The organism is Massilia cellulosiltytica (genome assembly GCF_047325105.1).
GTDB lineage: Bacteria > Pseudomonadota > Gammaproteobacteria > Burkholderiales > Burkholderiaceae_D > Telluria > Telluria orientalis.
The window spans coordinates 1,648,620-1,664,545 of record NZ_CP168562.1 but is presented as its reverse complement, the minus strand read 5'-3'; the positions used below and the strand labels follow the sequence as shown (position 1 = coordinate 1,664,545).

The window sequence follows — 15,926 nt, the reverse complement described above, 5'->3', positions numbered from 1 at the left end:
GGAGGAGACGAACGATGTCCAGACTGAAGGTCCAGAGCTTTTCCATTTCCCTCGACGGCTTTGGCGCCGGCCCGAACCAGAGTCTGCAGAATCCGATGGGCGAAGCCGCCGGCGGCTTGCATCAATGGTTCCGCGGCACGCGCACGTTCCAGCGCATGCTGGGCGATGCATCGAAGGGAACCGATGGTCCGGACGAGGACTTCGCCGCGCGCGGCTTCGAGAATGTCGGCGCGTGGATCCTGGGCCGCAACATGTTCGGTCCCGTGCGCGGCCCGTGGCCGGACGACGAGTGGAAAGGCTGGTGGGGCGACGAGCCGCCCTACCATGTGCCCGTGTTCGTGCTCACGCACCACGCCCGGCCCCCGCTCGAAATGAAGGGCGGCACGACCTTCTACTTCGTCACGGACGGCATCGAGGCCGCCCTCGCCCGCGCAAAAGAAGCCGCGGGCGGCAAGGACGTGCGCCTGGGCGGCGGCGTATCGACCATCCGGCAATACCTGCAGGCGGGTCTCGTGGACGAGATGCACCTGGCCATCTCGCCCGTGCTGCTGGGATCCGGCGAAGCGCTGCTGGCCGGCATCGACCTGCCCGCGCTCGGGTTCAAGGTCGCCGGGCATGTGGCGACGGAGGCGGCCACGCATGTGGTGTTGAGCAAGGACTAAGATCCTGCGACGCTGGCACGTCGCCCCCGCGCAGGCGGGAACGACGGGGCAAACGTTACGACAGCGGGATCGTCAGCCGCGCGATCTCGACCGAGCCGCCCTCGTCGAAGATGGGACAGCGCTCGCCGATCTCGACGGCTTCGTTGAAATCCGCCGCCTCGACGACCGAATAGCCGCACAGCGAACTGGCGGATTCCTTCGGCCCGAGCAGGCGGCGCGGCACGTCGACGGCGCTGTGCGTGAGGCTGCCGCGCTCGAGGACGCGCGAGCCCATGCCGTCGAACCACGCGGCCCAGCGCGACAAATCGTGGCGCGTATCCGCATCGGCGCCCGGTTTGCCGTGGTACACGAACAGGAAACGTTCCATGGCTTTCTCCTGGGGTTGGTTTGATCGGCTCGACGTTAGCAGAAGCGCGGCGGCCGCGACGCACCTGTGCCTTTTGACAATCACCCGAGGATGGCCGATCATCCCCGCATGACCTTCCTGCGCCGCAACGCCGTCTTCGTGTCCGCGTGGATCCTGTTCTGGATCCTGATGATGCTCGTCGCCGTGCAGGACTTCATGCGCAACGAGCACAGCCACGCGATCTGGAAACCGCTGCTGTGGGAGGGCTCGTCGGCGCTCGTCGTGACCCTGCTCGCCCTCGTGCAGCTGCGCTGGTCGCACACGGACGATCACCTGCTCGGCACGCCCTGGCGCTGGTTCGCGCGGCAGGCGCGCTGGCTGTCGATGTACTGGATCGCCTTCGTCCCCCTCGCCTTCGGCCTGCGCCATGGCGTATATGCGCTCGTCGGCGAAACCTACCGGCACGACCCCGTGCCGCAGCTGTTCCTGTACGAATCGATGAAGATCACGATCTTCTTCGGCCTGTTCATGGCGATCCGCTTCGGCGTGCAGTCCTACCGCGCCCTGCTCGACGCGCGGCTGCGCGCGGAACGTTCGAACACCCTGCTGCGCCAGGCGCAATTGCAGCGGCTGGGCCAGCAGATGCAGCCGCATTTCCTGTTCAACGCATTGAACACGGTGTCGGCACTGATCTGGACCGCCCCGGCCCGCGCCGACGCGACACTGACCCAGCTGGCCGACGTGCTGCGCGAAACACTGGCCCTGGGCGACCGCCACGCGGCGCCGCTCGCCACCGAGCTGCGCCTCGCGCGCGGATACGCGGACGTGATGGCCGAGCGCTTCGCCGACCGCGTTGCCATCGCGTGGCAGGTCGACGATGCGCTGCTCGACCGCGAAGTGCCCGTGATGAGCCTGCAGCCGCTGCTGGAAAACGTGTTCAAGCACACGGTCGAGCGGCGCCGCGGGCAGACGCACATCGCCGTCTCCGTCCGCCGCGAGGGCGACGAGCTTGTGCTGGGCGTCGAGGACGATGCCGGCAAGCTGGCCGCGACGGAACGCCCCGGCGGCATCGGCTTGTCGAACCTGCGCGCCCGTATCCAGGCCTTGTACGGCGACGCGGGCCGGCTCGACATCACGGCGCGGCCGCAAGGGGGCGTGCGCGCCGTGATGAGGTTGCCTTGCTGAGGTTCGTATGCGTCTGCTGATCGTCGACGACGAGCGCCCTGCACGCCTAAAACTGCGCCACCTGCTCGCGCAGCAGGACGGCATCACGGCCGTCGAGGAGGCGGCCGACGGCATCGCTGCCCTGGAGCGGATCGCCAGCTTCCGCCCGGACGCGCTGCTGCTCGACATCGAGATGCCCGAGCTGTCCGGCATCGAACTGGCGGCATCCCTGCCGGAACCGGCGCCGCTCATCGTGTTCGTGACGGCGTACGAACGCTACGCGTGCCAGGCGTTCGACTGCGACGCCATCGATTACCTGCTCAAGCCCTACGACGGCGACCGCCTCGCGCGCGCGCTGGCGCGCCTGCGTCGGAAGTTAGCGGCCGGCGCCGACGGGCAGCCGGCCGCGCTGCCGCGCTCGCCGCTGGAGCAATTGCTTGTGAGTGAACGCGGCGTCACGCGTATCGTGCGCGTCGCGGACATCCAGTGGATCGAGACGGCCGACAACTACGTCGTGCTGCACACGGCCGCGGGCAGCCCGCTGCTGCGCCAGACCCTCGCCGGCCTCGTCGACCGGCTCGGCGCCGGCTTTATTCGCTGTCACCGGCGCGCCGCCGTACAAGTCGGGTGGATCGAACGGGTGGTCACGCTGGACAAGGGCGACGGCGAATTGCTGCTGCGCGGCGGCGCACGGGTGCCGTGCAGCCGCCAGTACCGCGCCGACGTGATGGCGCGGTTGGGGTGATCAGCTTTCGAGTGCGGCCAGCAGCGTCGAGCCGACGGGCACGCCCCAGCCCGTGCACGCATCCCAGCCCGCCCCGGCCGCATAACCGCCGTTGTCGCCGCTCGTGATGTCGCGCATCGCGCCGCTGCCCGCCAGCGGGCCGTACAGCAGCGGATTGAGCCAGCCCACGTGCTGCGGCAGCTTCTGGTTCAGCAGCGCGACGAGCCCCGCATACAACGGCGACACGGCGCTCGTGCCCCCGATCGTGGTCGTCAGGAAGTCGACCCGCACCCGGTAGCCCGTCGCCGGCGACGCATTGCCGGCCACGTCCGGCACGCCGCGCCCGACGCGTCCGCCCGGGTTGATCGACGCCGGCACGCGCGCATCCGCCTGCCAGGACGGCAGCGCGAACTTGTCGCTGACGCCGCCGCCCGTCGCACTGGTGGTGGGATCGTCATTCCACACGGTCTCGCTGGTGATGGTGTGGCCGCTGACCGTCAGGCGCGTGCCGCCGCAGCCCAGCACGTACGGGCTCGACGCGGGGAAGTCCGCATGCGCGAGGCCGTCCGGCGTACCGTTCTGCGGGTTCTGGTCGTGCGCGCCGGCGTCGCCCGCCGCGCAGCACACCGTCACGCCCAGCGCGGCCGCGGCCTCGAACGCCTGGTCCATCGCGGCCAGGCCCTGGTCCGTCCATTCCGATTCCGGCGCGCCCCAGCTGATCGAGATCACGGACGGCTTGCGCACGTCGTCGTGGACGGCGGCCGCGATCGCATCGACGAAGCCCTGCTCGCTGTTCGGCGCGAAATACACGGCGATGTCGGCCTTCGGCGCGACGGCGCCCGCGACCTCGATGTCCAGCATGACCTCGGCATCGGCGCTCCACGGCAGCGACGGGCTGTTCTTGCCGCCGTCGACGGACACGGCCGTCACATGCGGCGCCGGCAGGCCGAGGCTCTTGAAATAGGCTTTCAGGTCGGTGCTGCGGTAGCCGCCGCCCAGTTCGATGATGGCGATGCACTGGCCGCTGCCGTCCAGGCCGGTCGGAAAGTCGTACAGCTTCGCCATGTCGATGCCCGTGAAGCCGGATGCAGCCTGCGCGTCGGACGGCTCGGCGCCGGGTGACATCGAGGCCAGCATCGCGGCCTGCGCGGATTCTTTGGAGAACTTGAAATGCGGCTTCGCGATGGGGACGTCGTCGATGCCGAACACGCCTTCGACGATGCCGTCCAGCTCGGGCGGCACGTGCACGGGCGCGGTGCGGCGGCGCGAGATCCCGGCCGCGTGCTCGACCCGCTCGATCGCCGTGCCGAACGCGGCGGTCACCTGGCCTGCCGTGCCGGACAGGACGATGCTGCGCGCGGCCGGCCGGCGCTCGACGACGACGAGCCCGGCGCGCTGCGCGAACGCGGCGACGGCGTCGAGGTCGGCATCGCTGGCGCCGTGCTGCGCGGCGAATTCAGCGCGCGTGAGATAGCGCCGCTGCCCCGGTTTCGCGTCGAGCGAATGGGGCGCAAGCGGCGCGCGGCGGCGCACGAACACGGTGACGTCGATGCGTTCGTCGTCCGGCGCCGGTCCGAGGGACCGCATGTCGGCGCTGGTTGCGGGCACGCTGCCCTGGAGTTTGACCATGATTCACCTCGCTGGAAGATGGCCCGGCCGGTCCGGGCACCATTTGTCAGTGTGCGCCTCGGGGTGGGTTGACTCTTGATTGGCGCCAATTGTGGGCGAGCCCGTGCATTCGTATTAAAATGAGAACGCGACTGTGAGCGCTAACATCGATAACAAAGGAGACGTGATGATCGACAGGAATCGGCGAGGTCTGGTCCTTGCCGCCGGCGGCGCGCTGGCGGCGGGTGCGGTGGGTGACATGGCATGGGCGGCCCCGCCCGATCGCAAGCTCGGCTATGCGATCGTCGGGCTGGGTTCCTATGGCCTGGGCATCATCATCCCGCAATTCAAGAACTGCAAGAACAGCAAGCTCGTCGCGCTGGTCAGCGGCGATGCCGCCAAGGCGAAGCGCGTGGCGCAGGAATACGGCGTTCCGGAAAAGAACCTCTACAACTACCAGAACTACGACGAGATCCGCAATAACCCGGACATCGACATCGTCTACGTCTGCCTGCCCGTCTCGATGCATGCCGAGTACACGATCCGCGCGGCCAAGGCCGGCAAGCATGTGCTGTGCGAAAAGCCGATGGCCGTGTCGTCGGCCGAATGCGAGTCGATGATCGCGGCGTGCCGCCAGGCCGGCAAGAAGCTGATGATCGGCTACCGCTGCCACTTCGAGCCGTACAACCTGGAAGCGCGCCGCATCGCGCGCGCGGGCGAGATCGGCAAGCTGCGCTACTTCCGCTCCGAGCACGGCTTCAACTTCCGCGACCCGAACGCCTGGCGCCTGAAAAAGGCGCTGGCGGGCGGCGGCTCGATGATGGACATCGGCATCTACGCCCTCAACGCGGCGCGCTACATGACGGGCGAGGAACCGACCGCCGTCTATGCCCAGGAAACGACGGACCGCAAGGACCCGCGCTTCCGCGAGGTCGAAGACATGATCGGCTTCCAGCTGGAGTTCCCGTCCGGCGTGATCGGCTCATGCCAGTCGATGTACAGCGCCAACCAGAACCACATCCTGCTGGTGGGAGATAAAGGCCGCGTCGAGATGGAACCGGCGACCGGCTACCACGGCAACCGGATGTGGGTCGGCGGCAATGGCCGCGACAAGGAAGTCACGCCGCCGCCGGGTCCCGGCGCCACGCAATGGGCCGGCCAGCTGGACCACATGGCGCAATGCGTGCTGCAGGACCGCGAGCCGATCGTCGGCGGCCAGGAAGGCCTGCGCGACCTGCGCATCATCGAGGCGATCTACCAGTCGGCGCGCGAGCAGAAGCGCATCGTGCTGAAGGCCTGACGCCATCACGTGCGCGTGCGACCGCACGCGCACCGCGTCTGTCAGTACGGCGATCCGGTGACGTCCAGCCGGATCTGCCACACGGCGCCGGCACCCGTCAGGAACAGGGTCTTGCCGTCGGCGCCGCCGAACGCGGCATTCGTCACGTTGGCGTCAGTGCGGATCGTCGCCAGCTCTTTCCCCTGCGGCGAGAACACGCGCACCCGCCTGGCCGGGTGCTCGGTCACGTAGATATTGCCGTGGCAATCGACGGCCATGCCGTCCGGGATGTCGAGCCCTTTGACGAGGTCTTTCCCCTGCCCCGGCACGCCGTTCACGATCGGGTGGGCACGCAGGAAGCCGTCGCCCGCGTTCACGTACAGCACGTCGCCGGCCGGTGACAGCGCGACGCCGTTCGGATTCGGCCGGCTGCCGTCCACGAGCGTAATCTTGCCGTCCGTGCCCACGCGATAGACGCCCGTGACGGGCTGCCCGCCGGGCGCCGCCGCCTTCTGGAAATCCGGGTCCGTGAAATAGATCGTGCCATCTTTCGCGATGGCGATGTCGTTCGGCGAGTCGAACACCTGGCCGTTATATTCCCCGGCCAGCGTCGTGCGCTTGCCGTCCGCGATGGCATAGCGGGACAGCGCCTTGTACTTGTGCGTGGCCGCGACGAGGTCGCCGTGCGCATCGACGGCCAGGCCGTTGCTGCCGCTGTCCTCCACCACCGTCGTCACCGTGCCGTCCGCCGCCAGCTTGCGGATGCGCGACGGGAAGCCGGGCCCGAGGCTGAAATCGGAAAAATACAGCGCGTCCTTGATCCACACGGGGCCTTCGTACAGGCCGGCCTCGGTGCGCGACGGCTTGACGCTCGCGACGCGCTCCGCGCGCAGTTCGCCGGACGGTGCCGTGCCGCAGGCGGACGCGGCGTGGCTGCTTGCCGCATACGACAGGGCCAGCAGGAGGCCAGGGAGGGCGAGGACGGTACGCGCTTGCATGGAAAGCCTTTCGTTCGATGGTCGGAGAAATTGATTGTAGCGCGTCAATCGTTTTCCGTGTCCAACGCAATCTTGCGATCCTCCTTGTAGCGGCACAGGTCGATCCGCGGCGAGGCGTCCGCCCGGCACCAGCCCAGGCCCTGGCGCCGCCCTTCGCCATCGATGCCGCCGACGAAGATGAGCTTGTCGGCCACCGGCCACTGGTACGCCCCGTAGTGCCATGTGCCGCGCATGGGGGCGGCGTGGGCGGGTACGAACACGCCGTCGCCGTGCGCCTCCCCCTGCACGAACGTGGCTTCCAGCCGCCCTTCCTTCGTCACGAGGACGCCGGGGCCGGATGGCACGGCATCCTCGACGCCGCCCTCGTACGAGACCATCTTGCCGCCGGCCGGGAAACTGATGCGCCCGGTGCCACGGGCCATGCCCGCCGCGAACGCGCCCTCGTACGCGACGCCCCGCTCGCTCACCAGCTTGCCGTGGCCCGACGGCTGGCCCTGCACGAAGTCGCCTTCGTAATAACTGCCTTCCGGACGCAGCCACTTGCCCTTCCCGTCCGGTTTGCCGCTGGTCACGGGGCCTTCGTAGACGGCGCCGCTCGGGTAGCGCAATCCTTTGCCGTCCGGCGTCGCACTGGAGGCCATGTCGGCGACGAGTTCCAGGTTTTCCATCAACAACGCGTCGAGCGGATTCTTGCCCGCCGCATCGAACGCGACGGCGCTGCGGATGCTCTTGACCGCTTCCGGCAACTGCTTGTTGCGCAGGTAGAGGTGCGCCAGTGCGCGCAAACTGCCTGGCGCCGGTTCGTAGATGACGAGGGTGTCCAGGCCGGCGATTCCTTCCTGTACCGGTCCGATGTCGGGCGCAAGCTTGTACACATTGCCCAGGGTAAAGTAGGCCAGCGGGTTGGACGGATCCGCCGTGATGGCGCGCCGGGCCAGGTCGCGCGCCTCCTTCAGCGGCGCTTCCCAGCCGGGCACGCCGGTGTCGTGCATCGCGGCCGCCGCCATGTCCAGGCCTTCGGCGCGCGCGGCGAGCAGGTTTGCATCGTTCGGGTAGCGCTTCAGCAACGCATCCAGGCGCGCCATGCCGTCGTCGACGACGTGGCGATTGACGGCAAGGATGGTCGCCTTCGGATCGTCCGGGTGGAGCTTGAGATTCGTCTCGACCAGTTCCCGCATCATGTTGGCGTCGTGCTTCGCGAAGCGGGGCACCACGTCGGCCAGGACGGCGTAGGTCGCAGGACGGTCGAGCTTCGTGACCTTCACCTGGACTTGCGGCAGGTCGAGCCCATCCTTGCCCGTCGAGAATCCGCGGGCCATCAAGCGGCGCTCCACGTAGCGCCGCATGTCGACATCGAGTTCCTCGTACGACTTCTTGAAAGCGATGCGCACGGCCTGGTCTTCGGACAGCCCCATATTATGCAGGCGCAGGTAGTGCGCGAGTTGCCTGCGCAATTCGGGGCTCGAATTGAAGTAGTGGATCGCGTACTTCGCGCAGGCATAAAAGCGGGCCATGTCGATCTTGCCGGCCCGCGTGCTGTTGTCGTAAGAGAGTTTGTTCGTGTTGAACAGCCATTTGGTATCGAGGTTGACCCGGCCCGCCCGGTCGACCAGCCAGTCCTCGCGATGGCTGCCTTCCACCGGATGGCCGAACCATGCCATGCCGTCCTGGATGACCAGCGACGACCAGTACTCCGACATCCCTTCGTCGTACCAGCGCGGATACGCCGTCGTCTCGGGCGAATAGTGGAGGAGGAAATGGTGGTATTCATGCAGGATGATCGCGCGCGACACGTCGCTTGCCGCCGCCGACGTGACGTAATCCTCGATCCTTGCGACGGCCGCGTAACCAAGGCGCGACAACTGGAACACCCCGGCCATGTTCTGGGGCAGCCCCAGCGTCGCGAAGCTGCTCCGGCCCATCGCGACGATCGTCAGCGGCGGCCCGGCCAGTGATTGCGCACCGCGCACGCGGTTCGAGATGTATCGCAGGTTTTCCAGGTCGACGATCATGTGGCGCGCAACGTCTTCCGGCTGGTCGGTGACTACCCGAAAATTCGGGCTGTCGATTTCGATCCAGTTGTGGTCGACGAGATCGTTGATGTTGCCGGCTTGCGCCAGTGGCATCGACAGGAACAGGATGGACAGGGCGCGGCCGAGAAGAGTAGTTTTCATGAGCGGGAACAGGAATTGAATGCTTGCAATACAGCATTCCATTCTAGATCGTACGTACGCGCTCAAACATCACCAATTATCTCAGCCATATTATTCGAAATTTGTATGATAGATATCTAAAAATCAAATTGGATTTATTTCTTGTGCCCCCGCATACTCCGAACCGTCTCCTCTATCTTCCTCCAAGAAAATAGATTCAAGCCCGCCGCAAGCGGGTTTTTTTTTTGGCTGTGTTCGCGGTAGTTCGGTAACCCGCTCGCCTAGCCGAGCTGGACCGCGGCAGACAGCAGATGAGCCGGCTTCGTGAGCCGACGATCGTCCAGCACGCGCTGCCAACCCGAGTAATGGATCAGGTAGCGGCTCGCCACGCCGCGAAACCGCACCAGCCAGCTTTTGAACCGGCTGTGCCAGCTGTTCACGTTTTGAATGTGGATCGCGCCACGCGCCCGGTCGCCGGCTTTCACGTTCACCGCTTCATGCGTGATGCCAGCCTGCTCCGCGAAATGCTGATAGACGATGGCGCCGTCGGTGATCAAGAGGGCGTCGTCTTGCAGCACGGGTTTGAAGCACTCATGCAATTGCCCCACCGTCACCTGGCCGCGCCCCGTATGAAAATCGAGCGTGCGGCCGCTGCGGTCGCGCGCGATGAGCAGGCAATCGTGTTCTCGACTGATACCCCGCCGCTTGGCCACGCCGCCCCGTTTTCGGGGTGGCCGCGTCAGGTTGCGCGCGCCCTTCTGCGATTCGAGCCGATACGTCTCGTCGGCCTCGACGATGGCCGACAATGTCGCCGGCCGATCGCGCATGGCGCCGGGCACGAACCGGTGGCGCCACCGGAAGCTGGTCGTGCGATGCACGCCGACGACTTGCGCGGCATCGCGCACCGTGCGCGATTCGAGCACGCATTGCAGGTACGGCAGCCAGAGCTCCTTCTTGCGCAGCCGCGCCAGCGGCGTACCGGTCAATGCGTTGTGGCTGTGCCCGCAGCCGAGACAGCGGAAGCGCTGCAATCCGCTCGCATGGCCGCAGCGGTGCTTGCGGGCGCAGCGGCAGTGCGGACACGGCCGGCCCGCCGCCGCCTGCTCGATCAGGGCAATGCACTCGGCCGGATCCGCGATGCCGGCGATCCATTCCCGTAGCCGAGACAGGTCGTCTGGCGACAACTGCACCGCCAACAGCATGGCGAACAATTCGTCGAACGTCAGGCCGCGCATCGTCACTCCTCATGAGTTAACTCGACGATGCGTATGACCTCCGCAACGAATGACAGTTCACATAACTAGCGCGAACACAGCCTTTTTTCGGCCGCTTGCGAAATCCATCAATCCCCGAAGAGGATCACGCAAGTCGCCTCGTCACGCACGTCCGCTTCGCTATGATCGCGAGTTTTAATACGGATGATGGAGACGCGACGATGGCGCTGCCCCCCTTACGAGCCTTGGTCTGCACTGGCGTGCTGGCATGCTGCTTACCGGCATTCGCCGGCGAGGCATACGAACCGCCGCTGCGGCCCGGCCCATTCACCAGCGATGCCGCCTCGTTCAGGCAATACCGCGCACCGGACTGGTTCCGCAATGCCAAATTCGGCATCTGGTCGCATTGGGGACCGCAGGCCGTGCCGCGTGCGGGTGACTGGTATGCGCGCAATATGTATATCGAAGGCCATCCCCAATACGCGCACCACCTGAAGCACTACGGTCATCCATCCAAATCAGGCTACAAGGACATCATTCCGCTGTGGAAGGCCGAGCGCTTCGATCCGGATGCGCTGATGGCGCTGTACGTGAAGGCTGGCGCGAAATACTTCGTCAGCATGGGCGTCCATCACGATAATTTCGACTTGTGGAATTCGCGCTACCACAGCTGGAATGCGGTCAGGATGGGTCCGCATCGGGACATCGTCGGCGCCTGGCAGCAGGCCGCGCGGAAAGCTGGCCTGCCGTTCGGCGTGTCCGAACATCTCGGGGCGAGCTACGCATGGCTCGCGACCAGCCACGGGCACGACAAGACCGGTCCCCTGGCCGGGGTGCCTTACGACGGTGCCGATCCCGCCTACCAGGAACTCTATCACCCGGCCCACGACGAAGGCCTGCACAGCAATCTGGACAACTGGTACGCGACGAGTCCTGCGTGGCATGAGGAATGGTTCAAGCGCATCAGCGACCTGATCGACACCTACCATCCCGATCTGCTGTATTCCGATGGCGGCCTGCCGTTCGGGAAGGTGGGCCGCACCTTGCTGGCCAACTACTATAACGGCAACATGACGCTGCACGGCGGCCGCCTGACCGCCGTGTACAATCACAAAGCCCAAGGATCTGGCGACAGTTCCGCCATGGGCGTCCTGGACGTGGAACGGGGCGTGTTGAGCGGCATTCAGCCGCAGCCGTGGCAAACGGACACGTCGATAGGCGACTGGTTCTACAGCGACGGCTACCACTATAAATCGACGACCGAGGTCATCCATATGCTGGCCGATATCGTCAGCAAGAACGGCAACCTGCTGATCAACGTGGTGCAGTATCCGGACGGGAGCCTGCCACCCGAGTCGCGCCGCTTCCTGGACGAGATGGCGGCATGGATCCAGCCCAACGGCGAGGCCATCTACGGCACCCGGCCCTGGAAGGTCTATGGCGAAGGGCCGACGGAAACGGTGGCCGGCGCCATGAAGGAAAACGCAGCGTACACTGCGCAGGACATCCGCTTCACCGCCAAAGGCAATGCGGTGTACGCCATCACCCTCGGCGTGCCGGTGAAGGAGGTCGTGATTCACGCACTCGGCAAGGGTGCGGCCCAAGCAGGCGGATCGATCCGGTCGGTGCGCCTGTTGGGCAGCAACGCGAAGCTGATGTGGACGCAGCGCGACGATGCCCTCGTCGTGACGCTGCCGGCGCACCTGCCGACGGCCCACGCGACCGCACTGAAGATCGAGCTGTCCGCGCCCTGACCGGCCGGCTCGCCCCGTCCCGCCCCCGCCTCGCCACATTCCGCTCGCGCGGGAACCTGCGCGGATCTAGTCTGACGTCGTTTCCTTCATCGACCAACCGACGACGATCCGCCATGAACACCCGACATCTTTCGCGCCATCACTTCCTCGACTGGGTACGCATCATCGCCTTCTTCCTGCTGATCCTGTATCACGTGGGCATGTATTACGTGACGTGGGGCTGGCACGTGAAGAGCCCGCACGCCAGCACCGCCCTCGAACCTTTCATGATGCTGTCGTCGCCGTGGCGGCTGCCGCTGCTGTTCCTCGTGTCCGGCGTCGCTTCCAGCATCATGCTGGCGAAGCTGCGGCCCCTCGCCTTCCTGCGCAAGCGCAGCTGGCGCCTGTTGATCCCCCTGCTGTTCGGCATGCTCGTCATCGTGCCGCCGCAGTCGTATCTCGAAGTCGTCGAGAAGCTCGGCTATGCGGGCAGCTACGCCGACTTCATGCGGCTGTACGTGCGCGGCTACCACGGCTTCTGCCAGGACGGCTGCCTGATCCTGCCGACCTGGAACCACCTGTGGTTTGTCGCCTACCTGTGGGCCTATACGGCCGTCCTCGCGCTCGTCGTGCTGGCCCTGGGTCCGCGCTTCGACCGTCTCGCCGCCGTGCTCGGCCGCGTGCTCGAGGGCTGGAGGATCATCGTCCTGCCGGCGGCCGTGCTGGCGCTGGCGCGCATCCTGATGCTGAACCGTTTTCCGGTCACCCACGCGCTCGTGGACGACTGGTACAACCATGCGACGTATCTGCCGGTCTTCCTGCTCGGCGCCCTGATGGCGCGCGTTCCCGACTTCTGGCCCCGTGTCGCGGCGCTGCGCTGGACGTGTCTCGCGCTGGCCCTCGCGGGCTGGGCCCTCCTGATGCTGTGGATCGCGCTGGACAACGCCGGCGGCATCGACGGCACGCGCTGGGAAGTGCTCGCGCAGCCGATGCGCGCCGATTACGCGCTGCTGGCGTGGAGCGCGATCCTGGCCGCCTGCGGCTTTGCCCAGCGCCACCTGGACCGCGACGGCCCCGCCCGGCGTTACCTGACCGAGGCTGTGTTCCCCGTCTATATCCTGCACCAGAGCCTGATCGTCGTCCTGGCCCATGCATCGAAACCGCTGCACCTTGCGCCGGGCCTGGAAGCCGTGCTGCTCGTCGTGCTCGTGACGGTGCTCAGCTTCGCCGGCTTCGAGATCGTGAGCCGGGTGCCGTTGCTGCGTCCGCTGTTCGGCCTCGGGCCGCGCATCCGCACCGTGGCCCCGGCTGCACAGGACATCATCGCGCCGCACCAGGTAGCCGGGCGCGGCGTGTAAGATCCGGGAACTGCGCCGGGTCAGTGCGTGGCGGCCCGCTGGTCCTTGCTGCCCTGCTGCTGGCTCGGCGGCATTTGCTGCGTCTGGCCCGTGCTGCCCGATGCGTGCGGCTGGGCGGCACCGTTGCCCGGCCGGATGAACGGATCGCTGAACTGGCGCACGGTTTCCTGCTGGGCGCGCAGGCCGCGCTCCGTCTGCTCGGTGGCGTCGCGCGCCACCTCGTCCGCCAGGGCGCGCGCGGTGCGGGTCGTGTTCTGAACGTGCTGCTCCGTCACGCGGGCCAGCTCGACCTGGGAGTCGGCCGCCAGACGCGCGATGTGCTGCTGGTAGGCGCGCAACTTGTCCGTCGTGGGCTGCGTGCGCGCCGTGGCGGCGCTCAGCAGCTCGGACTGGCGGTCGGCGCTCAGCACGTGCTTGCTGGCCAGGGTCGTTTCTTCCAGCATCGTCTGCATGAGCTGGATGTTCAGGTCGCACATTTGCTGGAACGAGCTGAACAGCGACTTCGACATGTCGTTCAGGAACGCGGTCTGGGCATCGATGTGGGTGCGCACCGCCGGGGCGATCGTTTGTGGAAATGGATACATGGTTTTGCCTCGCAAAGTTTTGGGTTGAACGGGCCGCAGCAGGCGCCGCGGCGCGAAGCTCACAGACTAAGGGCGCGAGGCTGGTTACCTTTGATCTGGGCTAATCGTGCCGGGCTTGTCGGCCTGAAGTAGCGAATGTCGGTCCGATCTTTGCAGCGGTCCAAGTTCCTGCACTCATGAGACAGACTAGCGCGCAATCGCCCCCACCCTGGCGCCCCCGTTCGGCGTCAGGTTTCTCTGGTCGAGCAAGCGCGTCATCGCGTCCGCCGGCACTGCCTGGCTGTAGTAATAGCCCTGCGCGGCCAGGCAGCCGTGCGCCGTCAGGAAGGAGACGTGCTCGGGACTGTCGACGCCTTCCGCGATCAGGTTCAGGTGCAGGCTGTGCGCCATCGCGATGATCGCCGTGACGATCGCGGCGTCGTGCGCCTGCTCGTTGATCCCGATGACGAACGAGCGGTCGATCTTGAGCGCGTGGATGGGGAAGTTCTGCAGGTAGGCGAGGCTGGAGTAGCCGGTGCCGAAGTCGTCGATGGACAGCTGGACGCCCATGGCGCTCAGCCGGCGCATGACGGCGAGGTTGTCGTCGCTGGGCTGCATCGTCAGGCTTTCCGTCAGCTCGAGTTCGAGCGCGTCGGCGGGGACGCCCGTGTCGCGCAGCACCTGGGCCACGAATTCCGTCAGGTTGGCCTGGGTGAACTGGCGCGCCGAGAGGTTGACGGCGATCCGCATGTCCGGATGGCCGCCGTCGCGCCAGCGCCTCAGTTGCGCGCAGGCCTGGCGCAGCACCCATTCGCCGATCGGCACGATGATGCCGGTTTCTTCGGCGATGGCGATGAATTCCGCGCAGGAGCGGGCCGCCTTGCCGGGTGGCGTCCAGCGCAGCAGCGCTTCCGCCGAGAAGATCCGGCCGCTCTCCATGTCGACCTGCGGCTGGTAGTACACGGAAAACTCGTCGTGGGCGAGCGCCTGGCGCAGCTGGCTGGTCGCCGCCATCCGCCGCTTCGCCGCTTCGTGCAGGGCCGGCGTGAAGAACTGGTATGTGTTGCGCCCCTTCTGCTTCGCCTGGTACATGGCGGCATTGGCCGCGCGCAGCAGCGCGGACGCGTCGCTGCCGTCGGACGGGAACAGGCCCAGGCCGATACTGGCGCTGACGTGCAGTTCGTGGTCTTCGACGTGGAACGGCCGGCTCAGGGTCTCGAGGATCTTGCCCGCCACGAGCGCGGCGTCGTTGCTGCACCGCAGGGCCGCGAGGCAGATCCCGAACGCGTTCCCGCCCAGGCAGCCGAGGCTGTCGCCCTCGCGCGTGCATTGCTGCAGGCGCGAGGCGACGGCCTGCAGCAGGCGGTCGCCGATCCGCTCGCCGAGGGAATCGTTGATGGTCTTGAAGTGGTCCAGGTCGATGTGCAGTTGCGCGACCATCTCGTCCTGGTGGCGCCGCGCCTGGGCGACCGCCTGGTTGACCCGGTCTTCCAGCAGCAGGCGGTTGGGCAGCCCCGTCAGCGCATCGTGGTGCGCCATGTAGTCGATGCGCCGCTCCGCCTGGTTGTAATCGGCGATCTTCTGTTCCAGCCTGGCGTTGGTCCGGACCAGCTCCGCGGTGCGCTCGGCCACGCGCTGCTCGAGGAGATCATTGGCGGCCAGCAGCTCGGCTTCCGCGCGCCGCAACTGCGCGTTCTGTTCGGCGAGACGTTTCTGCGCGCTGCGCAGTGCCAGATGGGTCGTGACGCGCGCCCACACTTCGTCGATCTGGAACGGTTTGGTGACGTAGTCGACGCCGCCCGCCGCGAAGCCGGCCACCTTGTCGTGGGTCTCGGACAGCGCCGTCATGAAGATCACGGGGATATCGCGCGTACGGGGAGACGCCTTGAGGCGCCGGCACGTCTCGAAACCGTCCATGCCGGGCATCATCACGTCGAGCAGGATCAGGTCCGGCTGCACGAATTCCGCGCGGGCCAGGCCCTCCTCGCCTTCTTGCGCGACCGCCACCCGGACCTGGCGTCCCTCGAGATACTCGACGAGGATGCCCACGTTGGCCGGCGTATCGTCGACAATCAGGACGGTCGGGGTGCCCACATCCTGGGGCGCGACAGAGGTCGTCATATC

The 15,926-nt window shown here is 66.7% G+C and carries 13 protein-coding genes; 6 read left to right on the top strand and 7 right to left on the bottom strand.

What is annotated here, in order from left to right:
- Positions 1-14: 14 nt before the first annotated feature.
- Positions 15-662, top strand: coding sequence for a dihydrofolate reductase family protein (locus ACEN9H_RS07430; RefSeq protein ID WP_371764405.1), 648 nt, complete (start codon positions 15-17; stop codon positions 660-662).
- Positions 663-717: 55 nt separating this feature from the next.
- Here ACEN9H_RS07430 and ACEN9H_RS07425 read toward each other — a convergent pair whose 3' ends face one another.
- Positions 718-1,029, bottom strand: coding sequence for a hypothetical protein (locus ACEN9H_RS07425; RefSeq protein ID WP_371764404.1), 312 nt, complete (start codon positions 1,027-1,029; stop codon positions 718-720).
- A gap of 90 nt (positions 1,030-1,119) precedes the next feature.
- On the opposite strand from ACEN9H_RS07425, the gene ACEN9H_RS07420 reads away from it, so the two are divergent.
- Both ACEN9H_RS07420 and ACEN9H_RS07415 read left to right on the top strand, forming a co-directional pair.
- Positions 1,120-2,193, top strand: coding sequence for a sensor histidine kinase (locus ACEN9H_RS07420; RefSeq protein ID WP_413674259.1), 1,074 nt, complete (start codon positions 1,120-1,122; stop codon positions 2,191-2,193).
- 7 nt (positions 2,194-2,200) lie between these two features.
- Entirely contained in the window at positions 2,201-2,917 is a 717-nt protein-coding gene (locus ACEN9H_RS07415) for a LytR/AlgR family response regulator transcription factor (RefSeq protein WP_413674258.1), read from the top strand.
- Here the strand turns inward: ACEN9H_RS07415 and ACEN9H_RS07410 are convergent, their stop codons facing one another.
- The gene (locus ACEN9H_RS07410; protein ID WP_413674257.1) at positions 2,918-4,525 is read right to left on the bottom strand and encodes a protease pro-enzyme activation domain-containing protein; all 1,608 of its coding nucleotides are present in this window, start codon (positions 4,523-4,525) and stop codon (positions 2,918-2,920) included.
- A gap of 166 nt (positions 4,526-4,691) precedes the next feature.
- Here ACEN9H_RS07410 and ACEN9H_RS07405 point away from each other — a divergent pair, with 166 nt between their 5' ends.
- Positions 4,692-5,804 (top strand): Gfo/Idh/MocA family protein, encoded by a 1,113-nt coding sequence (locus tag ACEN9H_RS07405; protein ID WP_413674256.1) that lies wholly within the window; start codon positions 4,692-4,694, stop codon positions 5,802-5,804.
- Between the two features lie 41 nt (positions 5,805-5,845).
- Here the strand turns inward: ACEN9H_RS07405 and ACEN9H_RS07400 are convergent, their stop codons facing one another.
- The 3 genes from ACEN9H_RS07400 to ACEN9H_RS07390 form a co-directional block, all read right to left on the bottom strand.
- The gene (locus ACEN9H_RS07400; RefSeq protein ID WP_413674255.1) at positions 5,846-6,781 is read right to left on the bottom strand and encodes an SMP-30/gluconolactonase/LRE family protein; all 936 of its coding nucleotides are present in this window, start codon (positions 6,779-6,781) and stop codon (positions 5,846-5,848) included.
- 44 nt (positions 6,782-6,825) lie between these two features.
- The gene (locus ACEN9H_RS07395; protein WP_413674254.1) at positions 6,826-8,955 is read right to left on the bottom strand and encodes a hypothetical protein; all 2,130 of its coding nucleotides are present in this window, start codon (positions 8,953-8,955) and stop codon (positions 6,826-6,828) included.
- A gap of 260 nt (positions 8,956-9,215) precedes the next feature.
- Positions 9,216-10,169, bottom strand: coding sequence for an IS1595 family transposase (locus tag ACEN9H_RS07390; protein WP_413674253.1), 954 nt, complete (start codon positions 10,167-10,169; stop codon positions 9,216-9,218).
- Positions 10,170-10,369: 200 nt separating this feature from the next.
- Here ACEN9H_RS07390 and ACEN9H_RS07385 point away from each other — a divergent pair, with 200 nt between their 5' ends.
- Together ACEN9H_RS07385 and ACEN9H_RS07380 are read left to right on the top strand one after the other, a co-directional pair.
- Complete coding sequence (locus ACEN9H_RS07385) at positions 10,370-11,902, top strand: alpha-L-fucosidase (RefSeq protein WP_413674252.1); 1,533 nt, start codon at positions 10,370-10,372, stop codon at positions 11,900-11,902.
- A gap of 113 nt (positions 11,903-12,015) precedes the next feature.
- Entirely contained in the window at positions 12,016-13,239 is a 1,224-nt protein-coding gene (locus ACEN9H_RS07380; RefSeq protein WP_413674251.1) for an acyltransferase family protein, read from the top strand.
- Between the two features lie 20 nt (positions 13,240-13,259).
- On the opposite strand, the gene ACEN9H_RS07375 is transcribed toward ACEN9H_RS07380, so the two are convergent.
- Positions 13,260-13,823, bottom strand: coding sequence for a phasin family protein (locus tag ACEN9H_RS07375; RefSeq protein WP_056137077.1), 564 nt, complete (start codon positions 13,821-13,823; stop codon positions 13,260-13,262).
- Between the two features lie 186 nt (positions 13,824-14,009).
- On the bottom strand, positions 14,010-15,923 hold the full coding sequence (locus ACEN9H_RS07370; RefSeq protein ID WP_413674250.1) for an EAL domain-containing protein: 1,914 nt from the start codon (positions 15,921-15,923) through the stop codon (positions 14,010-14,012).
- Between the last annotated feature and the right edge of the window lie 3 nt (positions 15,924-15,926).